The 14,770-nt window shown below is 64.8% G+C and carries 15 protein-coding genes; all 15 read right to left on the bottom strand.

Annotated elements, in window-relative coordinates:
- Positions 1 to 164: 164 nt before the first annotated feature.
- The 15 genes from LB566_RS07565 to flgG all read right to left on the bottom strand — a co-directional run bounded on the left by LB566_RS07565 (position 165) and on the right by flgG (position 14,768).
- Positions 165 to 752, bottom strand: coding sequence for a transglycosylase SLT domain-containing protein (locus tag LB566_RS07565; RefSeq protein ID WP_224624121.1), 588 nt, complete (start codon positions 750 to 752; stop codon positions 165 to 167).
- On the bottom strand, positions 682 to 2,061 hold the full coding sequence (locus LB566_RS07560; RefSeq protein WP_140549661.1) for a flagellar hook-length control protein FliK: 1,380 nt from the start codon (positions 2,059 to 2,061) through the stop codon (positions 682 to 684). The genes LB566_RS07565 and LB566_RS07560 overlap by 71 nt, the downstream gene beginning before the upstream one ends.
- Entirely contained in the window at positions 2,058 to 3,422 is a 1,365-nt protein-coding gene (locus LB566_RS07555) for a chemotaxis protein MotC (protein ID WP_140549662.1), read from the bottom strand. Before LB566_RS07555 ends, LB566_RS07560 begins: the two co-directional genes overlap by 4 nt.
- Positions 3,419 to 4,753 carry a MotB family protein gene (locus LB566_RS07550; protein ID WP_140549663.1) on the bottom strand — a complete coding sequence of 445 codons (1,335 nt, stop codon included), beginning with the start codon at positions 4,751 to 4,753 and terminating at the stop codon, positions 3,419 to 3,421. Before LB566_RS07550 ends, LB566_RS07555 begins: the two co-directional genes overlap by 4 nt.
- Positions 4,750 to 5,370, bottom strand: a complete 621-nt coding sequence (locus LB566_RS07545; protein ID WP_140549664.1) for a hypothetical protein — start codon at positions 5,368 to 5,370, stop codon at positions 4,750 to 4,752. Before LB566_RS07545 ends, LB566_RS07550 begins: the two co-directional genes overlap by 4 nt.
- 3 nt (positions 5,371 to 5,373) lie before the next feature.
- A complete protein-coding gene (gene fliF / locus LB566_RS07540) occupies positions 5,374 to 7,023 on the bottom strand; it encodes a flagellar basal-body MS-ring/collar protein FliF (protein ID WP_140549665.1) in 1,650 nt (549 codons plus the stop codon).
- Between the two features lie 124 nt (positions 7,024 to 7,147).
- Positions 7,148 to 8,212, bottom strand: coding sequence for a flagellin (locus tag LB566_RS07535; RefSeq protein WP_140549666.1), 1,065 nt, complete (start codon positions 8,210 to 8,212; stop codon positions 7,148 to 7,150).
- A 263-nt stretch (positions 8,213 to 8,475) separates the two neighbouring features.
- Positions 8,476 to 9,474 carry a flagellin gene (locus LB566_RS07530; protein WP_140549667.1) on the bottom strand — a complete coding sequence of 333 codons (999 nt, stop codon included), beginning with the start codon at positions 9,472 to 9,474 and terminating at the stop codon, positions 8,476 to 8,478.
- A gap of 214 nt (positions 9,475 to 9,688) precedes the next feature.
- Positions 9,689 to 10,420 carry a flagellar type III secretion system pore protein FliP gene (gene fliP, locus LB566_RS07525; RefSeq protein ID WP_140549668.1) on the bottom strand — a complete coding sequence of 244 codons (732 nt, stop codon included), beginning with the start codon at positions 10,418 to 10,420 and terminating at the stop codon, positions 9,689 to 9,691.
- Positions 10,417 to 10,848 carry a flagellar basal body-associated FliL family protein gene (locus tag LB566_RS07520; RefSeq protein WP_263493226.1) on the bottom strand — a complete coding sequence of 144 codons (432 nt, stop codon included), beginning with the start codon at positions 10,846 to 10,848 and terminating at the stop codon, positions 10,417 to 10,419. The genes fliP and LB566_RS07520 overlap by 4 nt, the downstream gene beginning before the upstream one ends.
- 81 nt (positions 10,849 to 10,929) lie before the next feature.
- A complete protein-coding gene (gene flgH / locus LB566_RS07515) occupies positions 10,930 to 11,634 on the bottom strand; it encodes a flagellar basal body L-ring protein FlgH (RefSeq protein ID WP_140632564.1) in 705 nt (234 codons plus the stop codon).
- Positions 11,631 to 12,209 carry a MotE family protein gene (locus tag LB566_RS07510; RefSeq protein ID WP_224623921.1) on the bottom strand — a complete coding sequence of 193 codons (579 nt, stop codon included), beginning with the start codon at positions 12,207 to 12,209 and terminating at the stop codon, positions 11,631 to 11,633. Before LB566_RS07510 ends, flgH begins: the two co-directional genes overlap by 4 nt.
- 2 nt (positions 12,210 to 12,211) lie before the next feature.
- On the bottom strand, positions 12,212 to 13,453 hold the full coding sequence (locus LB566_RS07505; protein ID WP_224623920.1) for a flagellar basal body P-ring protein FlgI: 1,242 nt from the start codon (positions 13,451 to 13,453) through the stop codon (positions 12,212 to 12,214).
- Positions 13,450 to 13,974 carry a flagellar basal body P-ring formation chaperone FlgA gene (flgA, locus tag LB566_RS07500; RefSeq protein WP_224623919.1) on the bottom strand — a complete coding sequence of 175 codons (525 nt, stop codon included), beginning with the start codon at positions 13,972 to 13,974 and terminating at the stop codon, positions 13,450 to 13,452. The genes LB566_RS07505 and flgA overlap by 4 nt, the downstream gene beginning before the upstream one ends.
- A gap of 5 nt (positions 13,975 to 13,979) precedes the next feature.
- Positions 13,980 to 14,768: a flagellar basal-body rod protein FlgG gene (gene flgG, locus LB566_RS07495; RefSeq protein ID WP_224623918.1), complete on the bottom strand. Its 789-nt coding sequence runs from the start codon at positions 14,766 to 14,768 to the stop codon at positions 13,980 to 13,982.
- Between the last annotated feature and the right edge of the window lie 2 nt (positions 14,769 to 14,770).

Genomic DNA, 14,770 nt, shown 5'->3' with positions numbered 1-14,770 from the left:
GAATCCTGAACAACCGTCATTTCTTGTAACTAGTTTCTTGGGAGTCCGGAATCGCATCGGTTGCATTAGCGTGGGGTGAGATATGCTTCGTGCTCCAAGTCCCGGCCAAGTCGAAGCACAACGCCGAGACTTTGCGACTGATTGCATGAGATGCAAAAGTACGCTCATGGGTTGCAGAACGTGCGGGCATTGCCGGTCCATTTGCCGAAGCCGGTGGCAACCATGTTTGATATCACGCGGCAGACATAGACCTTCTGCGCCGGGTCGTTGTCGGGCCCGGCATGATAGCGGGCGACGGCCATCGACCAGGTCACGTGATGGGCATGAAGGCTGGCCAGGAAACGCGCCGCATAGTCGACATTCTGGCGCGGATCTAACATGTCCTCGACGCTGCGGAAATGCGCGCCGTGGTAGTGGTGATTGATTTGCATGCAGCCGAGATCGATCAGCGTCTTGCCTTCGCGTCGGGCATTGGCGAAGGTTGCAAGAGCTTCGGCGCGGCTTGTCGGGAAGACCGCTTTTCCTTCTATATTCAATGCGTTGGGCTGCAAGCTTCCCTTCTTGCCGGTCTCGGTCAAGCCGACGGCATAGAGGATGCCGGCCGGCACGCCATAGCGGTCGGCGGCGCGCAGGATTTCCGGTTCGCAAGCATTGGCGGCGGCAGCGGCGGCGCCCGCAAGACTAGATAAACATATCGCCGCCAGCGCGCTCGCGAGAAGGCGAAGCGGGGCGGCCGTGTGTTTGCGCGTCATCATTGTGTCTTCCCGCGGATTGCTGGCCCGGTTGCTGGCCGCCGGCGCCGCTGTTGCCGCCGCCGGAATTCCCGGGTTGAAAGGACGACTGGTCGCGGCCCACTGCCGTCTGCAAGGATGCGGTTGCATCAGTGCGGGTCGTTGCGGGGACCGCTACCGAAGGTTGCAGTATCGTGACCTTGTCAACCTCGAAGCCGAGTCCGCGCAGGGACTTGACGATGGCATCGCTATCCGAGGACAGCCGATGGTAGGCGTCATGTGTTTGAGGCTTCAACTCAATCGAAAGTTGTTCTCCGGAGAGGCGAAGATTGGCGGTGACCATGCCAAGCTCGGCCGGATGAAGTTCGATCTTCAACACATGTGTCGCGGCGGCAACAGGGCCTGTCAGCTGCGCGGTTGCGGAGGGTGTCGAAAGTGCCGTTTTCGGGCCGCCATCGGCTGTTATGGCGCCGATCACGTTGAGGGCCGCCTGGCTCATCGGCGCCTGCGGCGGGGCAGGGAAGCTGCGCTCGGAGACCACGTCGATGCGCGCTGCCGCCGACAGTTGTTTTCCGGGACCGGACCGCAAGGAGGACTGCACATCGGCGATGGATTTCAGCTGCGGTGCCGCCTGCTTCGGATCCACGCCCGGCACTTCGGCCGGCGCTGTCTGGGGCAGCGGCCCGGCGATCGCATTGTCGCGTTTTGGCGTGCCGGCGGCGTCGTGGACGGTCTGGCCATCGAGCTTGGTCAGCGGCCCATCGACGAGCGATGTCCGCTCGGGCTTCGACATCGGCTCGAGATCGTCATGCCCGGCGGCGGATTTCGGCCGATAGGCCTTCGGCAGAAGCTGCCCGTCGAGCGCCGGTTCCTGTCCGGTTTCGCTCGTACCGGCCGGTCTGGCCGATGTCGAGAAATGGCGCAGGTCATGGAACGCGATCAGCAACGGCAGATGGTCCTCGAGCCGCGTCGTACCTGTCTCGGCCGCCGCGCCATCGGCGTCCTTGTCCGCGGTGTCCTTGTCCGGCTCGGCGGTCTTGTCGTCCCTGGCTGTTTTCGCGGCCGGCATTCCGCTGGATGGGATCCTTGCCTTGCCAGCCGGCAGCGGCTCGTCCTTCTGCCCGGCAGGACCGGCGGCAAGCCTGCTCCAGCGCTCATCGCGCGATCCGGCCCCGGCTGCCGGATGCTTGTCCGGGTGGGCCGGGACAGCCTTGTCGTCCAGCATCTTGCCGAAACCCGTGTCGTCATTCTTTCCGGTCGCCGCCGGCTGTTCCGCCGTTGTGCGCGCGGTGGCGATTACCGGCAGCGCCGGACCGAGGCTGGGGGTCATTTCGGAGCGGCTCCAAGCATCTGGTCGATCAGGTCGAGCTGTCGACGAGTTTTGACCATGGCGGCATCAGTCGGGTCTGAAGTGTCTATGCTGGCCGCGGCCGCCGGCGCCGATGCCGGCAGGACCGTTGCCGCATCGTCCGGAGCCGGTGCGTTCGGCGCAGCTGCCGCTGTGTCGCCGGATGGCGCGACGGCCGGCTGTTCGGAGACAGCACCCTCGACGGGCGGCAATCCGGCGGCGTCGGCGGCCTGCGCGGCGGCAGGCTCGGGCTCGTGCGATGGCATGACCTCGGCAGGCGCCGGGCTTGCGGTCGGAAGGGAAGCGGGCGGCGCCACCACTTCGCCGGCGATGGCCTCGGCGGCGTCGAGCAGCGCGCGGTCGCCGTCCGACAACCGGCTGCGGTCGATCTTGCCCAGCTTGGCGCGCACGTCCTCGATGGTACCCGATGTCACGGTGGACAGGCTGGAGTAGAGCAGGGCACGCGGATCGCCCTGATTGGTGTTGCCGTCGCGGCCTTGCTCGGCCCGCGCCGAGGCGAAGGCGGACAATTCGTTCAGGCCGTCGATCGCGGCGCGGCGGGCGATGCGCAGATAAATGACCTTCTCGCGCTCGGGATCCATCATCGAGGTGATATCGGCCAATTTGTCCTGGCTGATCGACATGTGCAACTCAATCACGCCCGAGACGAAGGAGTCGGCGAACTGGCTGGCATAGGGCGAATAGAGATAGCGCTCGACATATTGTGTGGAGGCAAGCGCGAAGCGCGCCGCGTCGCGCTGCGCGACCGCAATGCCGACCGAGCGGCGCAATGCCGCCTCCTCGACCAGTGTCCCGGGGCCGAGCAGTTTCGCCTCGTCGAGCAGCACCAGCGCCGCGGCCGGCTGGTCGCCGGCGAGCAGCGAACCCTTGACCAGGGCAAGGAAGGCGCCGAGGTCGCTGGGCTCCGCCATCGGATCGACCGGCTTCAAGGCTTCGATGGCCTCGCCAGGGCGGCCGTTCAGGTAGTCGATGACGCCCCTGGCAAGGGCTAGGTCCCGCGCATCGGCGGCGGCGCGCGACACGGCCGCCTCGACGGTCACGGGATTGCCGCCGCTCATGCCGTAGACCAGCAACGCGCGAAAATTCTTCGGATCCTTGAAATCGTCCTTGTCCGCCTCGCGCAGACGCGTATCGATCATCTCCAGCAGCTTGGACTGCATCGGCAGCGCGGCGTGGTCGCCGACGGCGATACGGTCTTGAATAAGCTGTAACGAGCGCACCAGCTGATAGGGCTGCAACGGATCCTGGGCGAGGGCGGCCGTAGGCTGGCCGGCCAACAGCAAAAGGCCCATCAAGCGGCTGGTGAAGACCGCCCGCCTCATCCGCCGGTCGCCATCAATATCTCGATGCGGCGGTTCACCGCCGACAGCGGATCGGCAGGGTCCTTCGGCTGGCGGTCGGCGAAGCCGGCGACTTCGGTGATGCGGCGCTCGTCGACGCCGCCGCGCACCAACATGTAATAGGCCGAATGCGCGCGCGCCGTCGAAAGCCGCCAATTGTCGTAGCCGGCGCCGCGGAACGGCCGTGCGTCGGTGTGGCCATTGATGCTGATCGTGCCCTTCTGGCTGTTGACGATGCGGCCGATCTTTTCCATCGCCAGCACCAGTTCACGGCGCGGCATCGCCGAGCCGACCTCGAACATGCCGAAATCGAGCTGGTCGGTGATCGAGATGACGACGCCCTTGTCGGTGGCTTCGACGGAAACCCCATCATGCAACTTGTCGCCAGGTTTGAAGGCATCGGCAAGCTGCTGCCTGACATCGGCCGCAGCCTTGAGCGCGGCCGCGCCCGGCATCTTTTCGCCGGCATCCGGCTTGGCCGCCTCCTGGGCGGCGGCCACCTTGGCGTCCGCGAGCCCGGCAGCGCCGGCTTTCGCATCACCCGCCTCGGCGATTGCCCTTGCGGGCTTGCCGTCCTTTGCCAGAGGTTCAAGCGGCGCTGCGATGACGGGCGGCGCAGGCGGCACGGCCTTGACCTTGGCGACCTGCGCCTCGGCGGCCTTGTCGCCGGGCTTCACCGGATCACCTTCGATCCTCGCGCGCTGCGCGCTGGCCTCGGCGCCCGGCGAGGCGACCTGCTGAGACCAGAAATCAGGCTCGAACGGATCGCGATAGGAGGCGCCGCCGGAAGCGCCTGTTGCCGGGCCGGCACTTTGCGCGCCGCCATCGCCCTTCTGGCTGACGTTCTGCATGACGCCGGTGTTGGTGGCGATTTCCGAGAGCACCGCATAGGGATCGGCGAACAGGTGTTCGTCGGACTGCTCGGACTGCTGTGGCTCCTGCTTTTCCTTTTTGGGATCGGATGAACCCGCGCCGCCGGCTCCATCCTGTCCGGCCTTGGTGGCCGCCTCTTCCGGATTGTCGGCGGTCAGCCCGATGGCGCGGGGACCGTCGCCGAGATCTTCCAGGCCCTTGCGGCTCGACGTGCGGTCGACCAGCTTCACCGGATTGAAATAGCTGGCGACCGCCGCCTTGGTCTGTTCGTTGGCGGCGTTGATCAGCCACATGACCAGGAAGAAGCACATCATGGCCGTCATGAAGTCGGCGAAGGCGATCTTCCAGACGCCACCGTGATGGCCTTCCTCGTGGTCGTCATGGCCGCGACGCACGATGATGATTTCGTGCCTGGCCTGATCGGCATCGGCGACGCTCATGCCAACACCTCGGAGAGCGTTGCCGACCATTCGGCCATGCGCGTCTCGAACACCGCTTCGTCGACGGAGACCGTGAGATCGAAGCCGGGAGCTTCGATGAAGTCGAGATTGGCGGCGCGCACTCCGAGCGATGCCTTCAGCGCTTCGAACAGGGAAAGCGGTCCACGAACGACTATGCGCACCGCTTCGCCATCGCCGACCGCTTCGCGGACCGCACCGGCAAGCGCTTCAAGCGAGCGCTTTTGCAGGTCGTCACTGACGATGCCGCCGATGATGCGGGCGACCGTGGCGGCGACGAGGTCCGTCACGCGCGCCTCCATGGCATCGATGCGCAACGAGACCGCCTCGCCGACATCGCCACCGAAGCTCTCGAGAAAGGCCTTCGCTTCCTCGGCATTCGCCCGGCGTTCAGCATCCATCGCTGCTTCGTGGGCAGCCGCAAGCCGTTCGCCAAGCGCTGCCTCCGCCTGGGCGACCGCTTCGGCGATCAGCGTGCCGATATCGGCTTGCGGCGCGGCTGCTTCCGGCTCGTGCTCGGCGGCGGCCTTCGGCTGGCTGACACGTTGCGGGCGCGCGCCGAAATCCGGCAGGAGATCGAAAAGGGCTAGGGAAGGCATGGGCTACACCGCGACTTCCTGGGCCGCCCATTTGCGCAGGATTTGCGCGGTGCGCTCCTCGTTGAGGTCGACCATGCGGGCAAGCCGCTCCTGCGGCGCGGGCCTGATCTTCTGGCGCAGGTCATCGAGGGGGGTGGAACCGGCCCGCACGCCCGGCAAGGTGCCGACCGCCGAGCCGGCTTCGGCGGAAGCCGTGGCCTCCGGCGTCGGCAGCGAGCGCTGGACCTCGTCGAAATTGGGACCCGCTATGGCCGGCGTCGCCTTTGCCGTCAGGGCCGCCGCCATCGGGCGCAGGCCGAAGAAGGCCACCAGGAACACCACGACGATGAAGGCGCCGGCATTGATCAGCGTGCCGGCATGCTGGCCGACGGAATCGAGCATTCCAGCTTGCGGGATCGCCTCGCCGTCGAGCCCGTCGATGAACTCGACCGCCGAGACGTCGATGACATCGCCCCGCTTGTCGTCGAAGCCGGTGGCAGAGGTCACCATCTTCTGGATGTCGGCGACGCGCTTGGCGATCTGTTCGGGCGTGGCGTCCTTGCCCAGGATAGCCTTCAGCCGATCCTGGTTGACGACCACGGCGATGGACATCTTGGTGACGCTGTAGCCGTTGGAGACGGTGGCGATCTTCTTGGAGTTGATCTCGTAGTTGGTGATCTCTTCCCTGCGGTCGTTCTGCGAGGAGGATTGCGGACCCTCGGTGACGGTCGTCTGCGTCTCGGGCAGGTTCTGCTCGACGCTCGCCGGAGTGGAGGCCTGCTTCTGGTTGTTGTTCTCGTTGGCGCGCACCGACTGCACCGAACGCTCTACGCGCGACTCCGGATCGAAGATCGTCTCCTCCGTCTGGCGGGTATCGGTGTTGACGTCGGCCTTGACGCTGGCGCGGAAATTGTCCGGGCCGAGATACGGGGTGAGGGCGCGCCGGATGTTGTCGCCGATCTGCGCCTCGACGGTCTGCTCGACGCCGAGCGTGCGGGCGGCACTTGTGTTGGAAGGATCATCTCCCGCCGCCAGCAGATTGCCGTTTGAATCGAGCACCGTCACTTTGTCGGCCGACAGGCCGGGAACGGCGGCGGCGACGAGATGGCGGATCGACATGGCACTTTTCTCGGCGTCGATGCCGGCGTAGCGGATGACGACCGACGCGGAGGGCTGCTGTTCGTCGCGGCGGAAATTGGCACGCTCGGACATGACGATATGGACGCGCGCCGCCTTGACGCCCGCGATCGACTGGATGGTGCGCGATATCTCGCCCTCCAGCGCGCGCACACGCGTGATCTGCTGCATGAAGGAGGTCAGGCCGAGCGAGCCGACATTGTCGAACAGTTCATAGCCGGCATTGGCGCTGGTCGGCAGGCCCTTTTCGGCAAGCAGCATGCGCGCCTGCGCGGTGGTGCCGGCCGGTACCAGCACCGAGGTTCCGTCGGAGCCGACGTCGAAGCCGATGCCGGCCTCGCCCAGCACGAGGCCGATCTGGTTCACGTCCGCGCGGTCGAGCCCGACATAGAGCGTGTCGTAGGCCGGACGGTTGAGATAGACCGAGGCGACGCCGATGACGCTCATCACCAATGCGGCGATGCCCGCCAGCATGGCTAGGCGCTTCACGCCAAACCCGCGGAGATTCGCGATGATGCTCTGGATCTGTTCCGGCACGGTCGACTACTCCCAGCATGACTGTCCGCTGGAACACTAGCCCTTGAAGCTTGTGCGAAAATGAAATCGGGCCGCGCTCGGCGCGCGGCCCGTCAGGCTTCCGGTGAAGGGATCGAGTCGGTGGTTAGCTCTTGAACAGCGACAGGATCGACTGCGAGGAGCTGTTGGCGATCGACAGCGACTGGATGCCGAGCTGCTGCTGCACCTGGAGCGCCTGGAGGCGGGTCGATTCCTTGTTCATGTCGGCGTCGACGAGTTGGCCGACACCGCGGTCGATGGAGTCCATCAGGCTCTGCGTGAAGGTCTTCTGCAGGTCGATCGAGCTCTTGGCCGAACCGAGGATGGTGGCGGAATCGGTCAGCTGGCTCATGACGTTGTCGATCTTGGTGATCATCTGGGTGATGATGTCGTCGGTCACGCCCGCCGCAGTGATGTCGAGATTGTAGGCGGAAATATTGTCAACCTTGGCAACCGCCCCCGCCGCGGTCTGGCCGGCGGTATTGGCTGCGATATCCGTTGATCCACCCGCGATCGACGCCGCATAGGCGGTGTCATACAGGGTCTGCGCGGCCGCGGTCGAATAGATCGATGTCTTGCGGTCTAGAATGCCCTGGTTCTTGACCTCGGTGGGGAGCCCGGAATCAAAAAGCTTGGTGCTCTCGACATCGATGTCGATCGTCCCGAGCTGGACGGCGCCGGACGAGGTGCGGTTGAACGAGGACACGATCTTGGAGTCCGGCTGGACGCCGTCATTGGCGGCCGTCACCTGCTTGGATATCACCGACAGGAAATTCGAACCGGAGAAAGTGGCGGCATCGGCAAAGGACTTCATCTGCGCCTGGAGCGCCGTGATTTCGGTCTGCGTCTTTGCCTTGGCGGCATCCGTCTGGCCGACGGTCGAAAGCAGCTTGGTTTTGATCTTGCCGATCGTGTCCAGCACGTTGTTCATGCCGGTATAGGCGGTGTCGACCTTTGAGGCGCCGAGGCCGAGCGCATCCTGCACGGTCGAGAGCGCCTGGTTGTCGGAGCGCATGGTGGTGGCGATCGACCAGTAGGCGGCGTTGTCGGAGGCCTCGGAGACCCGGTAGCCCGTCGAGACGCGGGCCTGTGTCTGCTCGAGCGACTTGTTGGTGGCGTTGAGGCTTTGAAGTGCAGTCAACGCCGCAGCGTTCGTCATGATGCTCGCCAAGAAACTCGCTCCTTCTCTAAGCCGGCATGCCCACAGGCCTGATCGGCCTGTCCATCGGCTGCGATCGTGCCGGTCGGGCCGATTCGACAACCTGTCGTAAGCTATTGGTTAACCATACTTAGCGCGATATGGTTAACACCCTGTTAAAAGTCAGCTTTCGACAGTTAAGGAACGAGGATTGCGCGGGGCTGGAGCAAACGCAATCGGGCCGCGCTTTTGGCGCGGCCCGATATCTTGGTGCTGTTCGTGGATGGTGAAGGCGATCAGCCGCGGAAGAGCGACAGGATCGACTGCGACGAACCGTTGGCGATCGACAGCGCCTGGATGCCGAGCTGCTGCTGAACCTGCAGGGCCTGGAGGCGGGTCGATTCCTTATTCATGTCGGCATCGACGAGCTGGCCGACGCCGCGGTCGATGGAGTCCATCAGGCTCTGCGTGAAGGTCTTCTGCAGGTCGATACTGCTCTTGGCAGCGCCGAGCGTGGTGGCGGCGTTCGTCATGTCCTTGAGCGCGGCGTCGACGACTTTCATCATCCCCGAGATCTGGTCGTCGCTGAAGCCTTTGCCCGTTGCGGAGTCGAAGATCTTCAGGCTGGCGACCGAATAGGTGTCGCCGGCCGCAACGGTAGCACCAGCAGCCGGAGTAGCCGCCGTGGCGGTGACGCTGCCGTCGGTGCCCAGACGCGCGGCGTCGAGGATGCCCTTCGCGGTGCCGGCCGTGGTACCCGCCTCGTAGAGCTTGGTGCTTTCCACGTTGACGTCGATCGTCGAGATCGAGACCGCGCCGGAAGCGTCACGGTTGAAGGCCGAAACGATCTTGACGTCCGCCACGGACGTGCCCGTGCCGCTGTCCACGGACAGCATGTTGGTGCCGGAGAAGCTGGCGCCATCGGCATAGGCCTTCAGCTGCTTCTGAAGGGCGGCGATTTCGGTCTGGGTCTTTTCCTTGTCGGCATCCGTCTGGCCGTAAGAGGCGGTCAGCTTGGTCTTGATCTGGTTGATGGTGTCGATCGCGCTGTTCATGCCGGTGTAAGCGGTATCAACCTTCGAGGCGCCGAGGCCGAGCGCGTCCGAAACGGTCGACATCTGCTGGTTGTCGGAACGCATCGTGGTGGCGATCGACCAGTAAGCGGCGTTGTCCGAAGCCTGGGAAACGCGATAGCCCGTCGAGATGCGGGCCTGGGTGGTTTCGAGGTTCTTGTTGGTGGCGTTCAAGCTCTGCAGCGCGGTCAGCGCCGAGGCATTGGTCATGATACTGGCCATGGCTACTCGTACCTTGTTTTTTTACAGGTGTTTTTTGACATACCGGATTGGCCGGTATGACGGAGCGGCATCATGCCAATGATCTGTCTGAGACCCGATCACCCGCCATCTGCGGGGAATATGGCGGCAAGTCCCTACCAAAGGACTAAACCGGACGGTTAATCGAAAAATATTGTCGAAGAAAACGAGGGAGCGCGGCCGGCGCCGGGCGCGATCAGTTGAAGGAGCGCACCAGGCTGCCGACAAGCAGGTTCCAGCCGTCGATCAGGACGAAGAACAGGATCTTGAACGGCAACGATACCACCGTCGGCGGCAGCATCATCATGCCCATCGCCATGGTGATGGTGGCGACGATCAGGTCGATGACGAGGAACGGCAGCACGATCAGGAAGCCGATCTCGAAGCCGCGCCGGATTTCGGAGATCATGAAGGCGGGCACCAGGATGCGCAGGTCGACGGTTTCCTTCGCAACGGTCTGGCCGCGTTCGCGGGCGAGGTCGGCGAAAAGGTCGAAGTCCTTGTCGCGCACATTGTGCAGCATGAAGGTGCGGAAGGGCTCGGAAATCTTCTCGAAGGCCTCGGTCTGGCTGATCTGGTTGTCCATCAGCGGCTTGACGCCGGTATTCCAGGCCTGGTCGAAGGTCGGCGCCATGACATAGAAGGTCATGAACAGCGACAGCGAAATGAGGATTAGGTTCGCCGGCGTCGACTGCAGGCCGATGCCGGCGCGCAGGATCGAGAAGGCGATGACGAAACGGGTGAAGCTCGTCACCATGATCAGCAGGCCCGGCGCCACCGACAGCACGGTGAGCAGGCCGAACATCTGGATGATGTAGCCGACGGTGGTGCCGTCGGCCTTGCCGATGCCGCCGAGGTCCAGTTGCTGGGCCGTTGCGATCGATGTGGCGGCGCCGAGCAGCGCCGCGGCAAGAAGAAATTTCTTCATTCGAGCAGCAACGTCCTGATGAGTACCTGCTTGGCATGCCCCTGGCTGCGGATCGAGGCGCGCTCCTCGATATCGGCCTTCAGGTGCTGATAGCCGCTGGCGCCTTCGATCTGGTGCATCTTCAGAGTGCGCACGAAGGCCAGGAGATCCTGATGGATCTCATCCGACATTGCCGGCGGCTGCGGCGCGTCGTAGACCACCGACACTTCCATCCTGATCCAGGTCTCGGCGGGCGAGGCGATATTGGTGGTGATCGGCGCCAGCGCGACGAGTGACGGTCCCGTGCCGGGCTCTACGTCGGCGGGCTTGGGCACCTTGCCCTCGTTTTCCGGCGCGACCGGTACCGATGCCGGTGCCCCCACACCCTTGAGATAACCGCCGGACAACCATCCCATGCCGATGGCGACAGCCGTCACCAGGAGCAGCATGGCGCCCTGGACGGCAAGGGAAGGACCCTTGCGAGACGGAACCTGTTCGACGCTGGCCACGGTGCTGCGGTCTCCAATGCCCTAGAACGGAAGAACCTGGTCGAGGATCTGCTGGCCGTAGGCCGGCTGCTGGACCTCGCTGACGCGGCCGCGGCCGCCATAGGAGATGCGCGCCTCGGCGATGCGTTCATAGGAGATGGTGTTCTCCGCGCCGATATCCGACGGGCGCACCATGCCGGCGATGGTGAGCACCCTGAGCTCATAATTGACACGCACTTCCTGCGAGCCCCTGATCATTAAATTGCCATTGGGCAGAACTTCGGTGACGACGGCAGCAACGTTGAGCTCCAGGTTTTCCGAGCGCTTGATCTCGCCGTCCGCATTGGTTTCGGTGCTGGAGCTCAGGCCGGCGTCGCCCTTGCCGCTCGTGCTCTTGTCTTCCCATCCGAGCGTGACGTCGTAACCCAGCTTGCGCGAGGCGGTGCGGCTCCTGTCGTTCTGGTTCTTGAAGTTGGCCTTGTCGTTGAGCTTGATCCTGACGGTGAGAATGTCGCCCTCGCGCAACGCCCTGGGATCGGTGAACAGCCGGCTCTGGCGATCGTCCCACAGCGAGAATTTCTTGACCGGCGCCGCAGGCGGCTCGGGGTAGCTGTAGGGCGAAGCTCCTTCATTGCCGATGCCGGAACCGACCGGCGACAGTGAAGGCTCCCTGCCGATCTCCTTGAGATTGGTGCCGCAGCCGGACAAAGCTGCGACCGCGCACAGGACAAGCGTTCTGCGGATCATGACGGATCTACCCTTCGGGCTGCGCTGGCCATGATGCCGGTGAGCGTCGCCGCCGCCTTCTGGTCCATTTCGTTGAGGATGACGCCGGCCTTGCGCGAATCGAGCTTCATCAGGATGGCCGCGGCGAGATCGGCATTGACGATGGCCAGGCGCTCGGCCGCCGCGTCGGGCTTCATGCCGGCATAGATCTTGACGACGCTGTCCTCGGCCCGGGCCAGGAACACCTCGCGCCGCTTCAGCCAGGTCTCGTATTCGGCCCGCTTGTCGTCCAGTGCCTTCATGCGTTGGTCGATACCGGCCTGGAGTTGTTTCAACTCCTCCGCCTGCAAGACGTAACGGCGGTCGCGGGCGGCGTCGGCTATATTGGAGCAGAAGCGCTCGATCTCGCTTTGGTCGGGAGCCTTCTCCCGGGCCAACAGCTGCGGCGCGGGTGCGGGCGGTGCCCCCGGCAGGACCTGGCGGACGGCATCCTCGGCATGCACGCCGCCGGAAAAGGCCGCAAGGGCGCAGGCCGCGAACAGGATCGCCGCGGGGCAGCGTCCTCGATGGAATGAGAGGGAGGAGATCATCGGCATAGCTATTGGAGAACCAGGTCGGCTTGCAGGGCGCCGGCCGACTTGATGCCTTGCAGGATGGCAATGATGCCATCGGGCTTCACACCGAGACGGTTGAGGCCAGAAACGAGGGTTTGCAGGTCGGGGCCGTCGAGCACGGCGACGCGTGCGTCGGGCCGGCTGGCGTCGATGGCGGTGAACGGCTCGACGGCGGTTTCGCCCTTGGAGAAGGGTTCGGGCTGCACGACGCGCGGCGCTTCGGTGATGCGCACCGTCAGCGTGCCGTGGCTGATGGCCACGCGCGAGATCTTGACCTCGTTGCCGATAACGATGGTGCCGGTGCGCTCGTTGATGACGACGCGGGCCGGCGTATCGGATTCGACCACCAGGTTCTCGATCTCGGCGTAGAAGCGGGCCGCCGAGACGCTTTTCGGCCGCTTGATCTGCACGGTGCGGGAATCGCGCTCGGCCGCCACGCGCATGCCGAAGCGCTGGCTGGTATAGTCATTGATCGCGTCGGCGATGCGAATGGCGGTCGAGAAATCGGGATTGCGCAGCTGCAGCGTCAGTATCGGCTGGTCATCGAATTCGGCCTTCACGGCACGCTCGATGATGGCGCCGTTCGGCACGCGGCCCGCCGTCGGCACGCCTTGCGTCAGCTGCTCGGCCTGACCCTGGGCGGTGAAACCCGAAACGATGACCGCGCCCTGGCCGACGGCATAGATTTCGCCGTCCGCCGCCTTCAGCGGCGTCATGATCAGGGTGCCGCCGGCGAGCGAGGTGGCGTCGCCCATCGAAGAGACGTCGATGTCGATACGCGCGCCCGACTGCACGTAGGGCGGCATGTTGGCGGTGACGATTACGGCGGCGACGTTCTTGGCGCGCGCGCTGCCGCCTTCGGTGGCGATTCCGAGATTCTCCAGCATGGCGCGGATCGACTGTTCGGTGAACGGCGAGTTGCGCAAGCTGTCGCCCGATCCGGCAAGGCCGATGACCAGGCCGTAGCCGACAAGCTGGTTGTCGCGCGAACTCTGCAGCTGCGCGATGTCCTTGATGCGCGAGGCGACCTGGCCCGGCGGCAGCGAGCTTGGGCCGGGCGAGACGCGGAACATGCGGGTGGTGGTGGCCGGATCGTATTCCGGATCGTCGTAGACGCCGCCGTTCCTGGCGGCGAGTTCGCGCTTGGCCTTGGGTGTGAGGCCGTCGGCGAACGCCGGCTGCAGGCCGAGCGCGGCCGCAAGCAGAAGAACAAGCGGGCGCATCATGAAGCGCTGACCTGGATGGTTCCGTCAGCCATCACCGTGCCGGAGAGAATCTTGCCGCTGTCGCTGTTGCGAACCTTGATGAGATCGCCGGCCGAGCCTGGCTGCAAGGTCACGGCGGTGGCCGATATCGTCAGTCCGCCGGCGATGAAGAAAACCTGCACGGCAGCGCCCTGCTCGACCAGCCAGGCGTCGCGAATGGCGGCGGCGGGGATGTAGCGGCCGGGCAGCAGCGTGCGCTTGGCGATCTTGCCCTGGAGTTCCTCGGCAAGGGTCGCCACCGCGTCGGGCTTGTGCTTGCCGGGGATGAGGGTCACCTGCTTGAGGGCCGCGAGCTCGATGGTCTCGCCGGGATAAATGACCCGGTTTGGGATCAGCACGACCTCGCCGGCAGGCTGGCTGCTGGCGATCCGCGTTGCCGACCGGTTGGCCGCGTCCTGCGCGAAAGCCGGCATGCCGCCGGTCACCAGCGCAAGGACGAGCGCGGTGCGGCGGAACGCGGAGCAGGAGACCGGACCGGCCATTGTCGTTACCTGATGTTCTTGGAGACGACCGAGGCCATGTCGTCGGCGGCCTGGATGACCTTGGAATTCATCTCATAAGCGCGCTGCGCCGAGATCAGTTCGGTGATTTCCTTGACCGGGTCGACATTGGAAGCCTCGAGATAGCCTTGCTGGATGGTGGCGAAGCCGGGATCGCCGGGCACGCCGGCATTGGCCGGGCCGGAAGCGGTCGTTTCCTGGAACAGATTGTCGCCGAGCGGCGCCAGTCCGGCTTCGTTGGCGAAGTTGACGATCTGGAGTTGGCCGAGATTCTGCAGGTCCGCCTGGCCGTCGATGCGGGCGAAGACCTGCCCCGTCTTGTTGACGATGACCTCGACGGCGTCGACCGGGACGTTGATCGCCGGGATGACATTGGCGCCGTCCACCGTCACCAGCTGGCCGGTGGCGTTGGTGTTGAAGGCGCCGGCGCGGGTGTAGAGCGTGCCGCCATCGGCGCCTTCGATCTGGAACCAGCCCCTGCCGGTGAGCGCCATGTCGAAACTGTTGCCGGTGCTGGTCAGTTCGCCCTGGGTGTGGACGTTGCGCACCGCGGTGGTCTTGACGCCGAGGCCGATCGAGACGCCCTCCGGCACCAGCGAAGCGTTGGAGCGGTTGGGCACGCCTTGCGTGCGGTCGACCTGGTAGAGCAGGTCGGAGAATTCGGCCCGCGCCCGCTTGTAGCCGGTGGTGTTGATGTTGGCGATATTGTTGGCGATGACTTCCAGATTGGTCTGCTGGGCGTTCATGCCGGTAGCGGCGATGGCGAGTGCTTTCATGG

The organism is Mesorhizobium sp. CA13, assembly GCF_020165235.1.
GTDB lineage: Bacteria > Pseudomonadota > Alphaproteobacteria > Rhizobiales > Rhizobiaceae > Mesorhizobium.
This window is presented reverse-complemented; position numbering and strand designations above follow the sequence as displayed.

Bases quoted from the DNA above. Each gene is read 5' to 3' on its own strand.
- LB566_RS07565 (WP_224624121.1), bottom strand. From the start codon at position 752: ATGACGCGCAAACACACGGCCGCCCCGCTTCGCCTTCTCGCGAGCGCG.
- LB566_RS07560 (WP_140549661.1), bottom strand. From the start codon at position 2,061: ATGACCCCCAGCCTCGGTCCGGCGCTGCCGGTAATCGCCACCGCGCGC.
- LB566_RS07555 (WP_140549662.1), bottom strand. From the start codon at position 3,422: ATGAGGCGGGCGGTCTTCACCAGCCGCTTGATGGGCCTTTTGCTGTTG.
- LB566_RS07550 (WP_140549663.1), bottom strand. From the start codon at position 4,753: ATGAGCGTCGCCGATGCCGATCAGGCCAGGCACGAAATCATCATCGTG.
- LB566_RS07545 (WP_140549664.1), bottom strand. From the start codon at position 5,370: ATGCCTTCCCTAGCCCTTTTCGATCTCCTGCCGGATTTCGGCGCGCGC.
- LB566_RS07530 (WP_140549667.1), bottom strand. From the start codon at position 9,474: ATGGCCAGTATCATGACCAATGCCTCGGCGCTGACCGCGCTGCAGAGC.
- fliP (WP_140549668.1), bottom strand. From the start codon at position 10,420: ATGAAGAAATTTCTTCTTGCCGCGGCGCTGCTCGGCGCCGCCACATCG.
- LB566_RS07520 (WP_263493226.1), bottom strand. From the start codon at position 10,848: ATGCTGCTCCTGGTGACGGCTGTCGCCATCGGCATGGGATGGTTGTCC.
- flgH (WP_140632564.1), bottom strand. From the start codon at position 11,634: ATGATCCGCAGAACGCTTGTCCTGTGCGCGGTCGCAGCTTTGTCCGGC.
- LB566_RS07510 (WP_224623921.1), bottom strand. From the start codon at position 12,209: ATGCCGATGATCTCCTCCCTCTCATTCCATCGAGGACGCTGCCCCGCG.
- LB566_RS07505 (WP_224623920.1), bottom strand. From the start codon at position 13,453: ATGATGCGCCCGCTTGTTCTTCTGCTTGCGGCCGCGCTCGGCCTGCAG.
- flgA (WP_224623919.1), bottom strand. From the start codon at position 13,974: ATGGCCGGTCCGGTCTCCTGCTCCGCGTTCCGCCGCACCGCGCTCGTC.
- flgG (WP_224623918.1), bottom strand. From the start codon at position 14,768: ATGAAAGCACTCGCCATCGCCGCTACCGGCATGAACGCCCAGCAGACC.